This window comes from Mesorhizobium sp. M0139 (genome assembly GCF_040322455.1).
In the GTDB taxonomy this organism is placed as follows: domain Bacteria; phylum Pseudomonadota; class Alphaproteobacteria; order Rhizobiales; family Rhizobiaceae; genus Mesorhizobium.
In genome coordinates, this window is the sequence record NZ_JAMYTN010000023.1 from 1 (window position 1) to 18,505 (window position 18,505).

The 18,505-nt window shown below is 62.8% G+C and carries 18 protein-coding genes and 1 pseudogene; 8 read left to right on the plus strand and 11 right to left on the minus strand.

Translation table 11 applies throughout. The features are described from left to right. The first annotated feature begins 159 nt into the window (after positions 1-159). Positions 160-1,203: a DNA polymerase III subunit delta gene (gene holA / locus NKJ58_RS28200; RefSeq protein WP_352520188.1), complete on the plus strand. Its 1,044-nt coding sequence runs from the start codon at positions 160-162 to the stop codon at positions 1,201-1,203. A 272-nt stretch (positions 1,204-1,475) separates the two neighbouring features. Here the strand turns inward: holA and NKJ58_RS28205 are convergent, their stop codons facing one another. The 5 genes from NKJ58_RS28205 to mnmE all read right to left on the minus strand — a co-directional run bounded on the left by NKJ58_RS28205 (position 1,476) and on the right by mnmE (position 7,446). Further along, complete coding sequence (locus NKJ58_RS28205) at positions 1,476-2,363, minus strand: ParB/RepB/Spo0J family partition protein (protein WP_023824091.1); 888 nt, start codon at positions 2,361-2,363, stop codon at positions 1,476-1,478. A 61-nt stretch (positions 2,364-2,424) separates the two neighbouring features. Continuing rightward, entirely contained in the window at positions 2,425-3,222 is a 798-nt protein-coding gene (locus tag NKJ58_RS28210) for a ParA family protein (protein ID WP_023692913.1), read from the minus strand. A 65-nt stretch (positions 3,223-3,287) separates the two neighbouring features. Then, the gene (gene rsmG / locus NKJ58_RS28215; protein ID WP_023751004.1) at positions 3,288-3,920 is read right to left on the minus strand and encodes a 16S rRNA (guanine(527)-N(7))-methyltransferase RsmG; all 633 of its coding nucleotides are present in this window, start codon (positions 3,918-3,920) and stop codon (positions 3,288-3,290) included. Continuing rightward, positions 3,917-5,791, minus strand: a complete 1,875-nt coding sequence (mnmG, locus tag NKJ58_RS28220; RefSeq protein ID WP_352520187.1) for a tRNA uridine-5-carboxymethylaminomethyl(34) synthesis enzyme MnmG — start codon at positions 5,789-5,791, stop codon at positions 3,917-3,919. The genes rsmG and mnmG overlap by 4 nt, the downstream gene beginning before the upstream one ends. Positions 5,792-6,123: 332 nt before the next feature. Then, positions 6,124-7,446 (minus strand): tRNA uridine-5-carboxymethylaminomethyl(34) synthesis GTPase MnmE, encoded by a 1,323-nt coding sequence (mnmE, locus tag NKJ58_RS28225; protein ID WP_352520186.1) that lies wholly within the window; start codon positions 7,444-7,446, stop codon positions 6,124-6,126. A 44-nt stretch (positions 7,447-7,490) separates the two neighbouring features. On the opposite strand from mnmE, the pseudogene NKJ58_RS28230 reads away from it, so the two are divergent. Beyond that, a pseudogene (locus tag NKJ58_RS28230) lies at positions 7,491-7,650 on the plus strand (DUF255 domain-containing protein); the annotation flags it as partial. A gap of 275 nt (positions 7,651-7,925) precedes the next feature. Here NKJ58_RS28230 and yddG read toward each other — a convergent pair. From yddG to hemE, 4 genes are all read right to left on the minus strand, one after another. Continuing rightward, a complete protein-coding gene (gene yddG / locus NKJ58_RS28235) occupies positions 7,926-8,852 on the minus strand; it encodes an aromatic amino acid exporter YddG (protein ID WP_352854430.1) in 927 nt (308 codons plus the stop codon). Between the two features lie 167 nt (positions 8,853-9,019). Continuing rightward, a complete protein-coding gene (gene rho, locus NKJ58_RS28240; RefSeq protein WP_023672113.1) occupies positions 9,020-10,285 on the minus strand; it encodes a transcription termination factor Rho in 1,266 nt (421 codons plus the stop codon). Positions 10,286-10,448: 163 nt separating this feature from the next. Continuing rightward, complete coding sequence (hemJ, locus tag NKJ58_RS28245; RefSeq protein WP_352710464.1) at positions 10,449-10,991, minus strand: protoporphyrinogen oxidase HemJ; 543 nt, start codon at positions 10,989-10,991, stop codon at positions 10,449-10,451. After that, positions 10,991-12,022 carry a uroporphyrinogen decarboxylase gene (hemE, locus tag NKJ58_RS28250; RefSeq protein WP_352854432.1) on the minus strand — a complete coding sequence of 344 codons (1,032 nt, stop codon included), beginning with the start codon at positions 12,020-12,022 and terminating at the stop codon, positions 10,991-10,993. The genes hemJ and hemE overlap by 1 nt, the downstream gene beginning before the upstream one ends. Positions 12,023-12,305: 283 nt before the next feature. Between hemE and NKJ58_RS28255 the strand changes: the two genes are divergently transcribed. The 5 genes from NKJ58_RS28255 to dnaQ all read left to right on the plus strand — a co-directional run bounded on the left by NKJ58_RS28255 (position 12,306) and on the right by dnaQ (position 16,164). Beyond that, entirely contained in the window at positions 12,306-13,244 is a 939-nt protein-coding gene (locus NKJ58_RS28255) for a pyruvate, water dikinase regulatory protein (RefSeq protein ID WP_488505159.1), read from the plus strand. Between the two features lie 58 nt (positions 13,245-13,302). Then, positions 13,303-13,902: a Maf-like protein gene (locus tag NKJ58_RS28260; protein WP_023685039.1), complete on the plus strand. Its 600-nt coding sequence runs from the start codon at positions 13,303-13,305 to the stop codon at positions 13,900-13,902. Then, positions 13,895-14,722, plus strand: a complete 828-nt coding sequence (locus NKJ58_RS28265) for a shikimate dehydrogenase (protein WP_023685038.1) — start codon at positions 13,895-13,897, stop codon at positions 14,720-14,722. The genes NKJ58_RS28260 and NKJ58_RS28265 overlap by 8 nt, the downstream gene beginning before the upstream one ends. Positions 14,723-14,749: 27 nt before the next feature. Beyond that, positions 14,750-15,334, plus strand: a complete 585-nt coding sequence (coaE, locus tag NKJ58_RS28270; RefSeq protein WP_023687592.1) for a dephospho-CoA kinase — start codon at positions 14,750-14,752, stop codon at positions 15,332-15,334. A 125-nt stretch (positions 15,335-15,459) separates the two neighbouring features. Further along, entirely contained in the window at positions 15,460-16,164 is a 705-nt protein-coding gene (gene dnaQ, locus NKJ58_RS28275; RefSeq protein ID WP_023672106.1) for a DNA polymerase III subunit epsilon, read from the plus strand. 242 nt (positions 16,165-16,406) lie between these two features. Here dnaQ and secB read toward each other — a convergent pair whose 3' ends face one another. Further along, positions 16,407-16,907 carry a protein-export chaperone SecB gene (secB, locus tag NKJ58_RS28280; protein WP_023672105.1) on the minus strand — a complete coding sequence of 167 codons (501 nt, stop codon included), beginning with the start codon at positions 16,905-16,907 and terminating at the stop codon, positions 16,407-16,409. Between the two features lie 139 nt (positions 16,908-17,046). Continuing rightward, entirely contained in the window at positions 17,047-17,547 is a 501-nt protein-coding gene (locus tag NKJ58_RS28285) for an FxsA family protein (protein ID WP_352854433.1), read from the minus strand. 196 nt (positions 17,548-17,743) lie between these two features. On the opposite strand from NKJ58_RS28285, the gene NKJ58_RS28290 reads away from it, so the two are divergent. After that, positions 17,744-18,448: a Tim44/TimA family putative adaptor protein gene (locus NKJ58_RS28290; RefSeq protein ID WP_352854436.1), complete on the plus strand. Its 705-nt coding sequence runs from the start codon at positions 17,744-17,746 to the stop codon at positions 18,446-18,448. Positions 18,449-18,505: the final 57 nt, after the last annotated feature.

Sequence of the window (18,505 nt, forward strand, 5' to 3'; positions counted from 1 at the left end):
CAACCAATCCGCTTGGCGCTGCGGCGGACGCATAGGGGGAGAGAAGTGTCACCTATGTATCCGGTTCAAAGTGTTACCCATCTATCGGCTGGACACGCCAAGGTCTCGAACGCTTTGGAGAACGTTCACTCAGCGACCGCATCATGCTAACCACCCTCCATGGCGCAGAAAAAAGGATACGAGGTCGATTCGTGGCTGGCGAAGCCTGACGCGCGCATATCGATCGTCCTGCTTTACGGACCCGACCGCGGCTTGGTCGCCGAGCGGGCCAAAACCTTTGCCGCGAAAACCGGCCTGCCGCTCGACGATCCGTTTTCCGTCGTACGGCTCGACGGCGCGGAGGTCGATCGCGACCAGGGCCGGTTGCTGGACGAAGCCCGCACCGTGCCGATGTTCTCCGACCGGCGGCTTCTGTGGGTGCGCAACGCCAGCGGCCAGAAGCCGCTGGCTGAGGACGTCAAGGCGCTGACCGCGGAGCCCGCGCGCGACGCCATCATTCTCATCGAGGCCGGCGACCTGAAAAAGGGCGTCGGACTGCGCGCGATCGTCGAGGCCGCCGACACCGCCATGGCGCTGCCTTGCTACGCCGATGAAGCCCGCGACATCGACAGCGTCATCGACGACGAGTTGCGCAAGGCCGGCATGTCGATGGCGCTCGACGCACGCCAGGCGCTGCGCCGCAATCTCGGCGGCGACCGGTTGGCCTCACGCGGCGAGATCGAAAAACTGGTGCTTTATGCCCACGGCCAGAAGGACATCAGCCTCGACGACGTAAGGGCGATGTCCGGCGACGTCTCCGGCGCCTCCTTCGACGACGCGGTCGATGCTGTGCTGGAGGGCAGGATCGGTGACTTCGACACCGCCTTCACCCGCCACTGCCTGTCCGGCGGCCATCCTTTCCTGGTACTGTCCTCGGCGATGCGGCAGCTGCAGCAGCTTCAGGTCATGCGCGGCCAGATGGACACCGCCGGCCGCAACGCCGCCTCGGCAGTGGCCGGCGCCCGTCCGCCGGTGTTTTTCTCGCGGCGCAAGCTGGTGGAGAAGGCGCTGGAGCGCTGGAACGTCGAGGCGCTCAGCCGCGCGCTGAACCGGCTGCAATCTGCCGTGCTGCAGACCAGGCGCAGGCCGGATTTGTCGGAAGCGCTGGCGCGGCAGGCGCTGCTCGCCATTGCGGTGGAGAGCGGGAGGCTGGCGCAGCGGTGATCTCCTCCCTTGAGGGGGAGATGTCGCCAAAGGCGACAGAGGGGGTCGCGGCGCGTGGAGCGCTGGCGCCTTTCGCAACGACAAACGAGGTCGGCGCTTGATGGGAGACGACCCTTCTGGCCTGCCGGCCATCTCCCCCTCAAGGGGGGAGATCAGCAGTTCGATCCCTTCGGCAATCGCCAATAAAAAGAAGGGCCGGCAACCGCCAAGCCCTTTCTTCATCCTAAGCCAGAACTTCATTCGCCGGCTAAATATGGCGCAGCCCCAACCCTCTACCGCTCATCCTTCAACCGCCGGCATAGCTCGTCGAGCTGCTCCAGACTGCGGTAGTCCACGCGGATCGCGCCGCCTTTGCCCTTGTGCTCGATGGTCACGATCATGCCGATCGTGTTGGTCATCAGCCTTTCCAGCGCCAGCGTGTCGGCATCCTTGCCCGATGCGCCGTGTGCTGGTTTTGCCTTGGGCGGCGTGCCGCCCGCCGGCATCTGCGCCAGCGCCTCGGCCTGGCGCACCGAAAGCCCTTCTTCGACGATCTGCTTGGCTAGCCCGGCGGGATCCTGCGCCGTCACCAGCGTCCGGGCATGGCCGGCCGACAGCACGCCGTCGACCAGCATGTCGCGGATTACGTCGGGCAGCTTCAACAGCCTGAGCGTGTTGGCGACGTGGCTGCGGCTCTTGCCGATGACATTGCCGAGGTCGGCCTGTGTGTAGCCGTGGTCGTCGATCAACTGCTGGTAGCCGAGCGCCTCCTCGACCGGGTTGAGATCGGTGCGCTGGACGTTTTCTATGATCGCCAGTTCCAGCGCTGTGCGGTCGTTGACGTCGCGCACGATGATCGGGATCTCGGTCAGCCCGGCGCGCTGCGCCGCCCGCCAGCGGCGCTCGCCGGCGATGATCTCGTAGCGCCCGGCCTGCGTCGGCGAAGGCCGCGCCACTACCGGCTGCACGACGCCATGTTCGCGGATCGATTGCGCGAGATCCGTCAGATCGGCGTCGCCGAAATGCCGGCGCGGGTTTTTCGGGTTCGGGCTCAGGAACTCTATCGGCACCTTGCCGTCGGCATTCAAGCCCGGCTTTTCGGTCGCTGCCGGGCGATCGATCTCGCCGATCAGCGCTGCCAGTCCGCGCCCCAGTCTCTTTCTCGAAAGGTCGTCGCTCATCTCAATTCCAGATTCTTGATCGTTTCGGTGCCGGATCGCTTTGTTTATCGAGCCTGCCTAATCATGCAGCGCGCAATTTTCGCTCGCGGCGGATCACTTCGGATGCCAATTGCAGATAGGCTTGGCTGCCGGAGCATTTCAGGTCATAGAGGATCGCCGGCTTGCCATAGGAGGGCGCCTCGGACACTCGCACATTCCTAGGAATGATGGTCTCGTAGACCTTGTCGCCCATATGTGCCCGCACGTCCTGAACCACCTGGTTGGCGAGGTTGTTGCGGCCGTCATACATGGTCAGCACGATGCCCTGGATGATCAGGTCCGGATTGATCGAACGGCGCACCTGCTCCACCGTTTCCAGGAGTTGGCTTAGCCCTTCCAGCGCGAAGAACTCGCACTGCAGCGGCACAAGAACAGAATCGGCTGCCGCCATTGAATTCAAAGTCAAAAGGTTGAGCGAGGGCGGGCAGTCGATCAGCACATAGCCGAACGGCGCACCGCGCTCGGTGGCGGCGCGCAGCGCGTTGCGCAGCTTGAGCACGCGATCCGGCGCCGAGGCGATTTCCATCTCGATGCCGAGCAGATCGAGCGTCGACGGCACGATCGACAGGCCGGGCACCGCCGTTGGAATGGCCGCCTCTTCCAGGCCCAGTTCGCCGGTCAGCACATCGTAGGAGGAGACGGTGCGGTCCTTGCGGTCGATACCGAGACCCGTCGAGGCATTGCCTTGCGGATCGAGATCGACGATCAGCACCTTTTCGCCGATGGCGGCCAGCGCCGTGGCCAGATTGATGGCGGTCGTGGTCTTGCCGACGCCGCCCTTCTGGTTGGCGACGGTGATGGTGCGAGGTCCGGTTTTCATGGGTCTGTGCCAGGTATTCATGTGGGCCAGGTATTCATTGCGTCGCCAAGGTTGCGAAGGAGAGCTTACGCCGTCCGCAGATCGGTCACTTCGAGGATGACGCCATGGGCGTCGGTCATGCTCGGATGTTCTACCAGATCGAAAGCCCAGCGGTGAGTGCTTTCTTCCACCTCGGAGCGGTAATCCCGGCCTTTGTGGAACAGCGCCCGCGATCCCTTGGTCAGCCACGGCGCCGACAGATCGAGCAGCGCCGGCAGCGCGGCCAGCGCCCGCGCCGTGATGATTTCCGGTTCGGAAACAAGCGCATAGCTGTCGTCAATGCGCCGGGCGACGACCCGTGCCGGCAAACCGAACTGGCCAATGACCGCCTGTAAAAACGATGCTTTCTTGCGGTTGCTCTCGACCAGATCGATCGACGCGCCATCGCGTTCGACCAGCAGGAAGGCCATTACCAGGCCCGGAAAACCGCCGCCCGAACCGAGATCGGCCCAGCGTTTGGCCTGCGGTGCGATTCGCGCCAGCTGCGCGCTATCCAGAATATGGCGGCCCCAGACATCGTCCAGCGTCGACGGCGCGGCCAGATTGATGCTGCGGTTCCATTTCAGGAACAACTGTTCGAACGTCACCAACCGATCGAATGTTTCACGTGAAACCGGTCCCGCGGCCTCTTGCAGGCTCGCCCATGAGGCAGCGCTCACGCAACGGCCCTTTGGGCGGCCGATTCGGCGTTGCGGACGTGCGCGACGATGATGGCCAGCGCCGCCGGCGTCATGCCTTCCATACGCTGCGCGTCAGCGATCGACCGGGGCTGACGCGTTAGCATCTTCTGCTTCAGCTCATTGGACAGGCCAGGAACATCGGCGAAATCCACTGACGCCGGGATCAACCGGCTTTCCTCGTGGCGGATCTGTGCGACATCTGCCTGCTGGCGATCAAGGTAAACCGAATATTTCGCTTCCGTTTCGAGCCGCTCGGCGGTTTTGGGGTCGATTGCGCCAAAAGCCGGCGCAACACGGGCCAGCCAGGCGATATCGACGCCGGGATGAGCGAGCAATTCGTAGGCGGAGCGGCGCACGCCGTCCCTGTTGATCTCCAGCCCATGCCGCGCTGCTTCGTTGGGCGTCATCGTCGTCGCAACTGCGAGTTCTCGCGCCCTATCAAGATCCTGTGTGACTTGATTGAACCGCTGCGTCCGCTCCGGCGACACGATACCAAGCCGTTTTGCCAGAGGCGTAAGCCTTTCATCGGCATTGTCGGCGCGCAGCGATAGGCGAAACTCCGCCCGCGAAGTGAACATGCGGTAGGGCTCGGCAATGCCGCGGCTGGTGAGGTCGTCGACCATCACTCCGATGTAGGCTTCGGTGCGGCTGAGCACGATTTGGTCGTCGGCCGCCGCCTTGCGCGCGGCGTTGAGCCCGGCGAGCAGGCCCTGCGCTCCGGCTTCTTCATAACCGGTGGTGCCGTTGATCTGACCGGCGAGGAAAAGCCCCGCAATACGTTTGGTCTCAAGCGTCGGCTCCAACTCGCGCGGATCGACATGGTCGTATTCGATGGCGTAGCCGGGCTGCAGCATGGTCGCCCGCTCTAGCCCGGGTATAGTTTTGAGTATGTCGAGTTGCACATCCTCGGGCAGGGAGGTCGAAATGCCATTGGGGTAGACCGTGTCGTCGTCCAGCCCTTCCGGCTCGAGGAATATCTGATGACCTTCTCGATCGCCGAACTTGACGATCTTGTCTTCGATCGACGGGCAATAGCGTGGTCCGACCCCCTCTATCGAGCCGGAATACATGGCGGAGCGGCCAAGATTGGCGCGGATCAGCTCGTGCGTCGCCGGTGTCGTACGCGTGATGCCGCAATGGATTTGCGGATTCTTGATTGTGTCGGTGAGCAGCGAGAACGGCACTGGATGTTCGTCGGCCGCCTGGCTTTCCAGCGACGCCCAGTCGATGGTGCGGCCATCGAGCCGCGGCGGCGTGCCGGTCTTCAGCCGTCCAAGCGCGAAACCGGCGCGGCTCATCGTCGCCGACAGGCCAAGGCTCGCTTGCTCGTTCATCCGCCCGGCGACAATCTTCCTGTCGCCAATGTGGATGAGGCCGCGAAGAAAAGTGCCGGTGGTCAGGACGACTGCACCGCACGCCAACCGGCGCCCGTCGGCCAGGAGCACAGCGGCGATCCGTCCTTCTTCGATCTCGAAATCCAAGACTTCGCCTTCGACGACGTCGAGACCGTTCTGTTGCCGAATCGCTTCCTGCATGGCCAGCCGATACAGCTTGCGGTCGGCCTGCGTGCGCGGCCCGCGCACGGCAGGGCCTTTGCGGCGATTGAGCAGGCGGAATTGGATGCCGGCAGCATCGGCGATGCGGCCCATCAGCCCGTCCATGGCGTCGATCTCACGCACCAGATGGCCCTTCCCGAGGCCGCCGATCGCCGGATTGCAGGACATGACACCGATCGTGTCGAAGCGCAGCGTGACCAGCGCGGTCCTGGCGCCGGCGCGCGCGGCAGCGCTCGCAGCCTCGCACCCGGCATGGCCACCGCCCGCCACAACCACATCATAGTGATCGATCATTGTCCCTTCCAGATTCAGAGATTTCCCGACACATGTCCCCACGAGAGGACGCTGTCAAGGATTGCAGGTTGATTCGTTCGCGTGGAACGGAGTGCAGAAAGCCGCAGAGGCGTTTCACGTGAGTCATGGAAGCAGCGAAGCCTCGGTTGGCGCTGCCCCCTTATCTACCTGCCGGCATCTTCTCCCCATGAACGGGGACAATGAGGGGCGGTGCAGGCTTTCGGCCACTTGCCCTTTTGCCAAACGTCTCGTTTCACGTGAAACGCGCTTGGGGGCCCCCAATGTTTCACGTGAGTCACTCACACCGCGCGCCCCCCCCTGTTCCACGTGAGTCACTTTCCAATGCAAAACTGCGAAAAGATTACGTCCAGCAGGTCCTCGACATCCACTGCGCCGACAATCCGGCCAAGCCGGTCGGCGGCAAGGCGCAGTTCTTCCGCCCGCAGCTCCTGGCCGCGCTCTTGCCCGGACAAAGCCGAGATCAGAAAGCGCCTGGTCTCATTGAGCAGCTCCACATGCCGCAACCGAGACGGTAGGATGTCACCGGCATCGCCGATAGCAGCCGCGGCGCGCCTGCCGATCTCGGCCAGGAGTTCAGCCAACCCAGTGCCGTCCACCGTCGAGATCAACGCATCATAGGCCTCCAATCGCGGCGAACCTTTCAAGAGATCGACCTTGGTGCCGATTCTCAAAACCGGGGCGTCGACAGGCATGTTGCCGATCGCAGTCGGGTCCGCCAGATCTTCCAGCAACAGCACCAGTTCAGCCATATCGGCCTTTGCCCGCGCTTTTTCGATGCCAATCGCTTCGATCTTGCCGGGCGCCTCGCGCAGGCCCGCGGTGTCGGTTACCCTGACCCGCACTCCGTGGACATCCAGCACCACTTCGAGCAAGTCCCGCGTCGTGCCGGGCTCGTCGGTAACAATCGCCGCCTCACGCCTGGCCAGCGCGTTGAACAGGCTGGATTTGCCGGCGTTCGGTGCACCGAGGATGACAACCTCAAACCCGTCACGGATGATCTCGGCGGCATGGAAGCCATCGACATGCCGGCCGATCTCCCCCACCATTGCGCGCACATCGGACCAAACCGTGTCCGAAACGGAACCGGGCACGTCGTCTTCGTCGGCGAAGTCGATTTCCGCCTCGATCATGGCCCGTGCATGGATCAGGCGATGGCGCCAGCCAAGATAGAGTTCGCTTTGCACTCCTTCGGCATTCTGCACGGCAAAGCGCCGCTGCGCTTCGGTTTCGGCGTTGACCAGATCGGCCAACGCCTCCGTCTCGACCAGATCCAGCTTGCCGTTGAGAAGAGCCCGGCGCGTAAATTCCCCAGGCTCCGCATGACGCAGGCCGTCAAAGCCGGCGACGATCTCCAGCATCTTGCCGGCGACGGCGCGGCCGCCATGGACGTGGAACTCGGCGACATCCTCGCCGGTAAAACTGTTCGGCCCGGGAAAAAACAGCACCAGGCCGTTGTCGACAAGCGACCCGTCCACCGTTCGGAGCTTGCGCAGGGTCGCAACCCGGTCCTTGACTCTGCCACCGGCCACCGTTTCGACAACGAATCGAGTCCTCGGTCCGGAAATGCGGATGACAGCGATGCCGGCGGGGAGGCGCCCGCTGGAAAGCGCAACGATCGAATCGCCCGAAATCATTTGCCCGTTCTCACCGGTCGCCTAGCTGTCAACAATCCCACAGTATCGCGGCCGTCATGAACCGGCAGTTCGTCAATATCAAGGTCGATCGCGAGGAGCGGCCGGATTGCCAAATCTGTATGGCCGCCTTGTCATCCATGGGCGATCAGGCGGGTGGCCGCTGACCATGGTCCTGATCCTGACGCCAAGCAGTTCTGGGCGGGCCAGCAAGCCCTACGCAGGCCGGCATCGTCAACGCCTGTGCCTGGTCCGGAACCGTGAAGCTGGAACCCGCCGCTTCTAGGCCTCGTTCCGGTTGCGAATCGGAAATCCCGACCCACGTCACGGCCGATCGTCTCCGCGATCGGAACGCATGCGAATCGACCGAACATTGGCCAGTGGCATCCGGCCGCCGACCGGCAGACCGGAGCTATGCACCGGCTATCCTGCCGGTGGCGCCGGATCCGTAGGAACCGAGCCGCTGTTGCGACGCCGGTAGCTCAACCCGTGTTTCCGTCCAAGGCCGAAGGAAGCGGCGTCACATCAATGGATGGCGGCCGCGGCCCGAACAGCAAATCCTTGGCCGCGACCACCGCTCCGACCGTGATCAGGATGCAAGCAACAGCCACCGACCAGTGAAACACACCAAAGCCTGCCAGCAGAAGCACGATGACCGAGAAGAGGGGCGCCGCGTAGGAGAGGGCGCCAAGGATCATGATGTCGCCGTGCTTGCAGCCATAGTCCCAGGCGTAAAAGCCGGCGCCTAGCGGTATTACGCCCAAGATGACGATGGCGCTCCACTGCGTCGCCGTCTGTGGCCAGACGGTGGTCTCAAGCGTCAGGTGCAGCAGCAAGGCGACCGCAGCCGTGATGAAGCAGTAACCGGCGACGACATCGGTCGGCACCTTGCCGAAGCGGCGCGACAAAACCGAATAGCCGGCCCAGATGAAAGCGCAGAACAGCGCGACGACATGCCCCTTCATCACACCATTGGCCAGTCCGATCGTGCCGCCCTTGGTGATCACCACAATGGCGCCGGCAAGGCCGAGCATGACGCCGGCAATGTGATGGGCCCTCAGCTTTTCTCCAGGCAGGAAGGCGGCAAAGACGACGATCAGCAACGGCCAGAGATAGGCGATCAGGCTGACCTCGACCGGCGGCGCCGACTGGATGGCGAAGAAATAGGCGCAGTGGTAGATGCACAGCCCCGCTGTGCCGAGCGCCCAGACCTGCCACGGCTGGCGCAGCGACTTGGTCGCCGCCGGACGGACAAGCCAGCTCGACGCGCCGGCCAACCCGCCAAGCAGAAACGTCATCGCCGCCAGCTGAAAGGGCGGAATCGGTCCAGCCGCAGTCGAAAGCAGCGCCAGGAACGACCATGTCAGAATGGCCGAGAAGCCGATCAGGGTCGGGATTGTTTTCTTCATGCGGCCTCCGATCTTCGAGACGCGATTACTCGCATGACGACAGCGATGGAAATTGCCGCCCAAGGCCACGCCCTGTCGGAAATGCGACCTGTTTGCCCCCGCAATGAAAAACCCCGTCCCAGTTCCCGGAACGGGGCTTCAATGCGAAACGATGGCCGACGAGAAGCTTACGTGTTCATCGAATCGAAGAAATCGGCGTTGGTCTTGGTCTGCTTCAGCTTGTCGATCAGGAACTCGATCGCATCCGTGGTTCCCATCGGCGCCAGGATGCGGCGCAGGACGAAGATCTTCTGCAGATCCTGCTTGGAGACCAGCAGGTCCTCCTTGCGGGTGCCGGACTTCAAAATGTCCATGGCCGGGTAGATGCGCTTGTCGGCGACCTTGCGGTCAAGCTGGATTTCGCAGTTGCCGGTGCCCTTGAACTCTTCGAAGATGACTTCGTCCATGCGGCTGCCGGTGTCGATCAGCGCGGTGGCGATGATGGTCAGCGAGCCGCCTTCCTCGATGTTGCGGGCCGCGCCGAAGAAGCGCTTTGGCCGCTGCAGCGCGTTGGCGTCGACACCGCCGGTCAGCACCTTGCCGGAGGACGGCACGACGGTGTTGTAGGCACGGCCGAGGCGGGTGATCGAATCGAGCAGAATAACGACGTCGCGGCCATGCTCGACCAGGCGCTTGGCCTTTTCGATGACCATTTCGGCGACCTGGACGTGGCGCACCGCCGGTTCGTCAAAGGTCGAGGACACGACCTCGCCCTTCACCGAACGCTGCATGTCGGTCACTTCTTCTGGCCGTTCGTCGATCAGAAGTACGATCAGATAGCATTCCGGATGATTGGCCGTGATCGAGTGGGCAATATTCTGCATCAGCACCGTTTTGCCGGTACGCGGCTGCGCGTTGATGAGCGCGCGCTGTCCCTTGCCGATCGGCGCCACCAGGTCGATCACGCGCGACGAGATGTCCTTGCCGGTCGGATTGTCGATCTCCATCTTCAGCCGCTTGGTCGGATAGAGCGGCGTCAGATTGTCGAAATGGATCTTGTGACGGATCTTTTCGGGATCGTCGAAATTGATCGTGTTGACCTTGAGAAGGGCGAAATAGCGCTCGCCCTCTTTTGGGCTGCGGATCGGCCCTTCGACGGTATCGCCGGTCTTCAAGGAGAAGCGGCGGATCTGCGAGGGCGAGATGTAGATATCGTCGGGACCTGGCAGATAATTGGCGTTGGCTGAGCGCAGGAAGCCGAAACCGTCCTGCAGCAACTCGACCACACCGTCGCCGATGATCTCGACGTCCTGGGCGGCCAGTTTCTTCAGGATGGCAAACATCAGTTCCTGCTTGCGCATGACGCTGGCGTTTTCCACTTCGAGCGATTCGGCATAGGCAATCAGCTCTGGCGGCTTCTTGTTCTTGAACTCTGCGAGCTTCATTTCTTGCATAGACGGACTCTGAATCTGCTTTGGGGAAAATATATCGGCTGGATGCGATAAATGCCGGGCGCGGCCGAAAGCAATCAAGGGCGGCGCATGACGGGAAGGAAGACCCGTCTTTTATCGTCGGTCGGGGGAAAGAGCAAGCTGCGTTTTGTCGACCGAAATGGGCCTAGAACGGCTTGACGACAACCAGGATGACGATGGCGATCATCAGCAATGTGGGGATCTCGTTGACGATTCGCCAGTGCCGCGCCGTTTTTTCATTGCGGTCCTCGGCGAATTTCCTGACAGCACCGGCCAGATAGCCATGCACGCCCGACAGCAACAGCACCAAGCCCATCTTGGCGTGCAGCCAGCCGCCGTGAAAGCCAAACACTTTCCAGGCAAGCCAAAGCCCGAACACCCAGGTGACGATCATCGCCGGATTGATGATGCCGCGCAGCAGACGCCGCTCCATCACCTTGAAGGTCTCCGATTGGACGGACCCCTTCTCTGCGTCGGCGTGGTAGACCAGCAATCGCGGCAGATAGAGCATGCCGGCCATCCAGGAGATGACGGCCAGGATATGGATTGCCTTCGCCCAGGGATAGAAACCCTCAGGCGCAAAGAAAAACAAAAGTGCGGTGAGAACAACCAGCACTCCGATGCCGATGGTCATGCGCATCATCGCCCCACGAGTGCTGTTGCCGCCCGTATTATCCGATTGAGCCATCAGCGTGTCGCGCTCCGCACCTGCTTCACCATCGCCTCGACATGTGCCACCGGCGTCTCCGGCGTAATGCCATGGCCGAGATTGAAGATCAGCGGTCCATCGCCCAGCGCCTTGAGGATCGCATCGACACCCTCCGACAGGGCTTTGCCGCCAGCCACGAGCCGCAAGGGATCGAGATTGCCCTGGACCGCCCCTGAATGCTGCAGTTCGTTCGCAGCCGCCAGGGGCACGGTCCAGTCGATCCCCAGCCCCGTCACACCGGTCTTCTCACGATAGGTCTCGTAGCGGGCGCCGGCGCCCTTGGGAAAGCCGATGATCGGTACATCGGGATGAACCGCACGAACCTGGCCGACAATCTCCGCCACCGGCTGCACGCAGAACTGCTCGAAAGACGCATCATCAAGCACGCCGGACCAGGAATCGAAAATCTGCACCACGTCGGCACCGGCTTCGATCTGGCGGATCAAATAGGCCGCGGAGTGATCGGCGAGCACTTTCAGGAGATGCTTGAAGGCCGTCGGTTCGCGATAGGCAAACAGCCGCGCCGGCGCTTGGTCGGGTGTGCCGTGGCCAGCGATCATGTAGGTCGCCACCGTCCACGGCGCGCCGCAGAAGCCGATCAGCGTGGTCTCGTCAGGCAATCTTGCCCGCAGCCGGCGAACCGTCTCGTAGACCGGTTCGAGATTCACGTGAAACGTTTCACTGTTGAGAGCCGAAATCTCAGCTGCAGTGATTGGCGTCAGCAGCGGCCCGCGGCCCTCCTCGAAGCGGACATCGCGTCCCAGCGCATGCGGCACGACCAGAATGTCAGAGAACAGGATCGAGGCATCGAAGCCGAAGCGCTCGATCGGCTGCAGCGTCACTTCGACAGCCAGATCAGGATTGTAGCAAAGATCGAGAAAGGACCCGGCGCGCTTTCTGGTCTCGCGGTACTCCGGCAAATAGCGCCCGGCCTGGCGCATCATCCAGAGCGGCGGCGGAAACACTGCCTCGCCTCTCAGCACGTCCAGCACGATGCGGTTCTCGGGCATTGAGCGCTCTCTTCCCTGCCTTCTCTATAACTAAATAGTCTATTTCTAGAATCTTCTGATTCTAAGAGTCTGTTGGTATCGGTGGTTGTCACCTGTCCCGCTTTGCCTTGGAAAAGGCCAGCCAGCATTTTGTCGCGTGTTTCTTCCGCGGGATTGTCAAAGAGTGTGGATGACCAGGATTCCATCACTGGAGTCAATGGTTTCGCGTAGCCGCTGAAAAACCGCCTCTGTGGATGAAGCGCTGGCAAAAACGCCCGTCCCCAGATTTGTCCCCAGCCGCACGGTGAAGCTGACAGCGCATCGAATTGTGGACAACTGGCCTTCTGATACAGTCGCCTCCAGCCGGTCGCCTTTGCGGCCCCGGTTTATCCACACAAGCCCACAGCCTGAGGCGCCCCCTGTGAACAAACCCCAGAGCTTCTTTCACCTGCACCTGATTTCCGACGCCACCGGCGAGACGCTGCTGGCGGCCGGCCGAGCCGCCTCGGCGCAATACAAGGATGCGCGCGCCATCGAGCATATCTATCCGCTCATCCGCACCGAAAAGCAGGTGGCGAAAGTCTTCGAGGACATAGAAGAGGAACCGGGCATCATCCTCTACACCGTCGTCGACCAGAAGCTGGCGCGCGGTATTGACGAGCGCTGCGCCGCCATGGGGCTGCCCTGCGTTTCGGTGCTGGAGCCGGTCCTCACCGTGTTCCAGTCCTATCTCGGCACGCCGGCCGGCCGCCGCGTCGGCGCCCAGCATGTGCTCGATGCCGATTATTTCCACCGTATCGACGCACTCAATTTTACGATGGAGCATGATGACGGGCAGCTGCCGCTCAACATGGACGACGCCGATGTCGTGCTGATCGGCATTTCCAGGACATCGAAGACGCCGACCAGCATCTATCTCGCCAACCGCGGCATCAAGACCGCCAACATCCCGATCGTGCTCGGCGTGCCGGTGCCCGAAAGCCTGGCCGCTGCTACCAAGCCGCTGATCGTCGGGCTGATCGCCACCGCCGAACGCATCTCGCATGTCCGGCAGAACCGCGTGCTCGGCAACAGCAGCACCTACGAAGCGACCGATTATGTCGACCGTGCCTCGATCGCCGAAGAGCTCGCCTATGCCCGCCAGATCTGCACCCGCCACAATTGGCCGATGATAGACGTCAGCCGCCGTTCGATCGAAGAGACCGCGGCAGCCATTGTTGCCCTGCGGGGGAAGAATAGATGATGGGATGGCAACGCGACCTCCTGCCCCAATCAACCACTATCGACCAGGCCCAGAACCCATGACCGAAAAAATCATCCTCGCCTCCGGCAGCCCGTTCCGCAAAGCAATGCTCATCAATGCCGGGCTCGGCATCGAAGCGGTGCCTGCCGATGTCGACGAGCGTGCGCTCGAGGCGCCGTTGCAGGACAGCGGTGTGTCGCCGGAAGATGTCGCCCTGATACTCGCCGAAGCCAAGGCGACCGAGGTCAGCGAACGCAGACCGGGCGCCCTGGTGCTCGGCTGCGACCAGACTTTGTCACTGGGAGATGAAGTGTTCCACAAGCCGGCCGACATGGAAGGCGCCCGCCGCCATCTGCTGGCGCTGTCGGGCAAGACGCATCAGCTGAACAGCGCCGCCGTGCTCTGCCGCAACGGCAAGGTGCTGTGGCGTCACGTCGGCATCGCCAGCCTTACCATGCGCAAGCTCGATCCGGCCTTCGTCGGCCGGCACCTGGCCCGCGTCGGCGCCAAGGCGTTGTCGAGCGTCGGCGCCTACCAGATCGAGGGCGAAGGCATCCAGCTGTTCGAAAAGATCGAAGGCGATTATTTCACCATTGTCGGCCTGCCGCTGTTACCGGTGCTGGCGGAATTGCGTGCGCTCGGAGCCATCGATGGTTGAGAAAAAAGCTTTCGTCACCGGCCATCCGATCGCGCATTCGCGCTCGCCGAAGATCCACGGCTATTGGCTGAACACATACGGCATCGACGGCAGCTATCATGCGATCGATGTCGCGCCGGCCGATTTTCCCGAGTTCCTCTCTTCCCTCCAGGCCAATGGCTATCAGGGCGGCAACGTCACCATTCCACACAAGGAAGTCGCCTTCGCCCGGGTCGAGCGCCGCGACGAGGCGGCGGAGATGATCGGCGCGGTCAACATGCTGTGGCTGGACGACGGCGTGCTGTGGGGCGGCAATTCGGACTGGATCGGCTTTGCCGGCAATCTCGACGAGCATGCCCGGGGCTGGGAGAGAAACGCTCCGGCCGTGGTGCTCGGCGCCGGTGGCGCGTCGCGCGCGGTCATCCACGCGCTTAAATCGCGCGGCATCAAAGATATCCGCATCGTCAACCGCACATTGGCGCGGGCGCAGGAACTCGCCGACCGCTTCGGGGCCGGCGTCTCGGCGCATGGCGCGGTCGGCGACTTGCTTGGCGATGCCGGCTTGCTGATCAACACGACGGCACTTGGCATGCATGGCGATGCGACGCTGGCCGCCGATCCGGCCGGCCTGCCAGCTCACGCCATTGTCGCAGACATCGTCTATGTGCCGCTGGAAACACCGCTGCTTGCCGCTGCCCGCGCGAGAAACTTGAAGACGGTCGACGGGCTCGGCATGCTGTTGCACCAGGCTGTGCCCGGTTTCGAACGCTGGTTCGGCAAGAAGCCGCAGGTCACGCCTGAGTTGCGACAGATGATCGTCGCCGACATCGTCGCCAAATGATGGGTCGCAAATGATGGGCGCAAAATGATGATCGTGCTTGGCCTCACCGGGTCGATCGGCATGGGCAAGTCGACGACGGCGAAAATGTTCGTCGACGCCGGCGTGCCGGTGCATGACTCCGACGAGACCGTGCATCGCCTCTATGCCGGCAAGGCAGCACCTCTCGTCGAGGCGGCCTTTCCCGGCACCGTGATTGCCGGTTCGGTCGACCGCACCGAGTTGGCGCGCCGCGTGCTCGGCAACGCTGCTGCGCTGAAGACATTGGAGGCGATCGTCCATCCGCTGGTGCGGGCCGATGCCGATGCCTTTCTGGCAAGGCACCGCGCCGCCGCCGCGCCGCTCGTCGTGCTCGACATTCCGCTGCTGTTCGAAACCGGCGGCCGCAACCGTGTCGACAAGGTCGTCGTCGTCACCGCGCCGGCCAATATCCAGCGCGCCCGCGTGCTGGCGCGTCCTGATATGAGCGAGGAAAAGCTGGCGGCCATCCTGGCCAAGCAGGTGCCCGATGCCGAAAAACGCCGGCAGGCCGATTTCGTCATCGACACCGGTGAAGGCATGGACGCCGCCCGCAGCGCGGTCGGCGCGATCATTGCCGAGCTCTCAGGGCGCTGAGCTCGCCTGCTAACTCCTGGGGGATAAGTCGCGCCCATAAGGCTCCTGACGGCAGGCTGTCGGCATTGCCCATTGCCATTTTGTTGCGCTCCATGATTCTACTCCTCCAGGAGTGAGTTGATTCTATGCGTGAGATCATTTTCGATACCGAAACCACCGGACTCGACATGCGCGACGACCGCATCATCGAGCTTGGCGGCGTCGAGCTGGTCAACCGCTTCCCGACCGGCCGCACCTTCCACAAATTCATCAATCCGCAGGGGCGCGCCGTCCATGTCGAGGCGCAAGCCGTGCACGGCATCAGCGCCGCCGACCTCGTCGGCAAGCCGACCTTTGCCGAAATCGCCGAGGAATGGCTCGCCTTCACCGACGGCGCCAAGCTCGTCGCCCACAACGCCAATTTCGACATCGGCTTCCTCAACACGGAATTCGGGCGGCTCGGCCAGCCGGCCATAGACACCGGGCGCGTCGTCGACACGCTGGCGCTGGCGCGGCGCAAGCATCCGATGGGCCCCAATTCGCTCGACGCGCTCTGCCGCCGCTACGGCATCGACAACGGCCACCGCACCAAGCACGGCGCGCTGCTCGATTCCGAGCTCCTGGCCGAGGTCTACATCGAACTCATCGGCGGCAAGCAGGCCGCACTTGTCCTCGACGCGGTCGTGGTGCAGCTCAACAGCAATGGCGACGTTGCCGACATCGACATCTCGATCGCCGCCAGGCCAATCGCCCTGCCGCCGCGCCTGACTGAGGGCGAGCGAGCGGCGCATGCGGGGCTGGTGGCGACGCTGGGTGAAAAGGCGCTGTGGCTGAAGGTGGCGGCGGGGTGAACGGATCGCGGAGGTAGCGTTCCGTCACACCCCTCTCTGGCCTGCCGGCCATCTCCCCCTCAAGGGGGGAGATCAGCAGCTTCGCCGCTCCAGCCCATTCCTGCAACGTCTAAAGTTGGCGAAGGTCGCGATGAGGGGGAGATGCCTGGCAAGGCAGAGGGGGTGCTGTCCCGCCAGCATCTCAGTATACAAAAAGCCCGGCACGAAGCCGGGCTTTCAACTCATGCGCGTGACGCTTGCCTTCAGCTCACCTTGACCTTCGATGCCGCCTGGTCCTCTGCCAGCTTCTGCTGGAACATCTGGGCGAAATCGATCGGGTCGAGCATCAGGGGCGGGAAGCCGCCATTGCGGGTGGCTTCGGCGATGATCTGGCGGGCGAACGGGAACAAAAGCCGCGGGCATTCAATGAACAGGATCGGCAGCATGTGCTCCTGCGGGAAGCCGGCGATGGCAAATACGCCGCCATAGACCAGTTCGACATTGAACAGCACTTCCTGGTCGAAGGACGCCTTGGCGTTCAAGGTCAGATTGACGTCGAACTGCTTGTCGGAGAGCGGGTTGGCATTGACATTGACGTTGATCGCGATGCCGGGGGCCTTGTCGCGGCCGCGCAGCGAGTTCGGCGCGCCGGGGCTTTCGAAGGACAGGTCCTTCACATACTGGGCAAGCACGTTGAGCGACGGCTGCGCCGTTTCGCCGTTGCCGTTGGCGGCGCCGACCGGCGCGTCATCTTTGCTGGCCATGAGCCTTGTTCCTTTTGCCTGGACAGCAGCGCTGACCGAATTGAAATCGGGCGTTGGCTAGCATGGTCGGCAAGACAAGACAAGGTTTGCCGCCTTCAGGCCGAAAGGGGTCAATAGTCAGTCGTTGGCAAGGTGACGTTCAGTCGTCCTTCAGGCGGCGCCACGGCGAGTTATGGTCGGGACCGCGCTTGAAATCGTCCTCACGCGAATAGTCGCGGTCGTCGAGGTCGATGACCTTGTCGCGCGACCTGCCGCGAAAACCGCCGGCGGTGAAATCGGTCGCGACGACGATGCGGCCCTTGAGCCTGCGCCAGGCAAGGTCGCGCACCGGCGGCAGGAACAGCAGCAGGCCGATAATATCGGTAATGAAGCCAGGGATGATCAACAGGATCGCGGCGACCACGATCATGGCGCCATGCGCGAACTGGCGGCTGGGGTTGCCGCCGCCGGCCATCTCGGCGCGGACCCGCGCCATGACGCCAAAACCCTGGTGCCGGAGCAGAAGCACGCCGGCAATGCTTGAAGCCAGCACCAGGCCGACCGTAGCCAGCGCCCCGACCTCGCGGCCGACAATGACGAAACCGGCGATTTCCAGCAGCGGCAGCGCAAGCAGGAACAGAGGAAGGAAGGAAATGCGCAAGTCTTGACCGATCGTTTCCATGTTTGCCGGGCGGCGCATAATCGCCGCTGGCACTGAGGCCGTTAGATAGGTATGCCTGCCTTTGATTTGAATGATTGCGCCATGCGTTCTATATGCTTTGCATGTTTAACGCCATGCGACCGCCGCCCGATTGGCTGGCGGTCCCGGCCAGGTCAGGGATTGATTGGCGAAAGTTATGGGATTCTTCGACTTCGGCACCATTTTCTTTCTGATTGCGGCGGTGGTGATCTTTTTCCAGTTGCGCAACGTGCTTGGCCGCCGCACGGGCAGCGAGCGCCCGCCCTTCGATCCGTACACGGCCAGCCGCACCGAGAAGGACGCGACCCAGAAGCCCGAAAATGTGGTTTCGCTGCCACGCAAGCGCATGCCGGGCGAGACGGCTGCCGAGACCTATGCGGCCATCGATGCCTTCGCCAAGCCCGACACCGACCTCAACAAGGGCCTGCGCGCGATCAAGGACAATGATCCCTCCTTCGACCCCAAAGTCTTCGTCGACGGCGCCAAGATGGCTTATGAGATGATCGTCATGGCCTATGCCGATGGCGACCGAAAAACGCTGAAGAACCTGTTGTCGCGCGAGGTTTTTGACGGCTTCGTTGCCGCGATTGGCGACCGCGAGGCGAAAGCCGAAAAGATCCAGTCCTCCTTCATCGGCATCGATAAGGCCGACATCGTCTCGGCCGAGATGAAGGGCGGCGAGGCCCACATCACGCTGCGCATCGTGAGCGAACTGATTTCGGCGACCCGCGACAAGGCGGGTGCCGTCATCGATGGCGATCCCGAGACGGTGGCCGAGGTCAAGGATGTCTGGACCTTCGCCCGCGACACACGCTCGCGCGATCCGAACTGGAAGCTGGTCGCCACCGAGGAAGAAGACTGAGCCTATGCATGTCGCCCGGTGCGGGCAGCTTTTTTGGGATAGCGACATGCAGGCAAA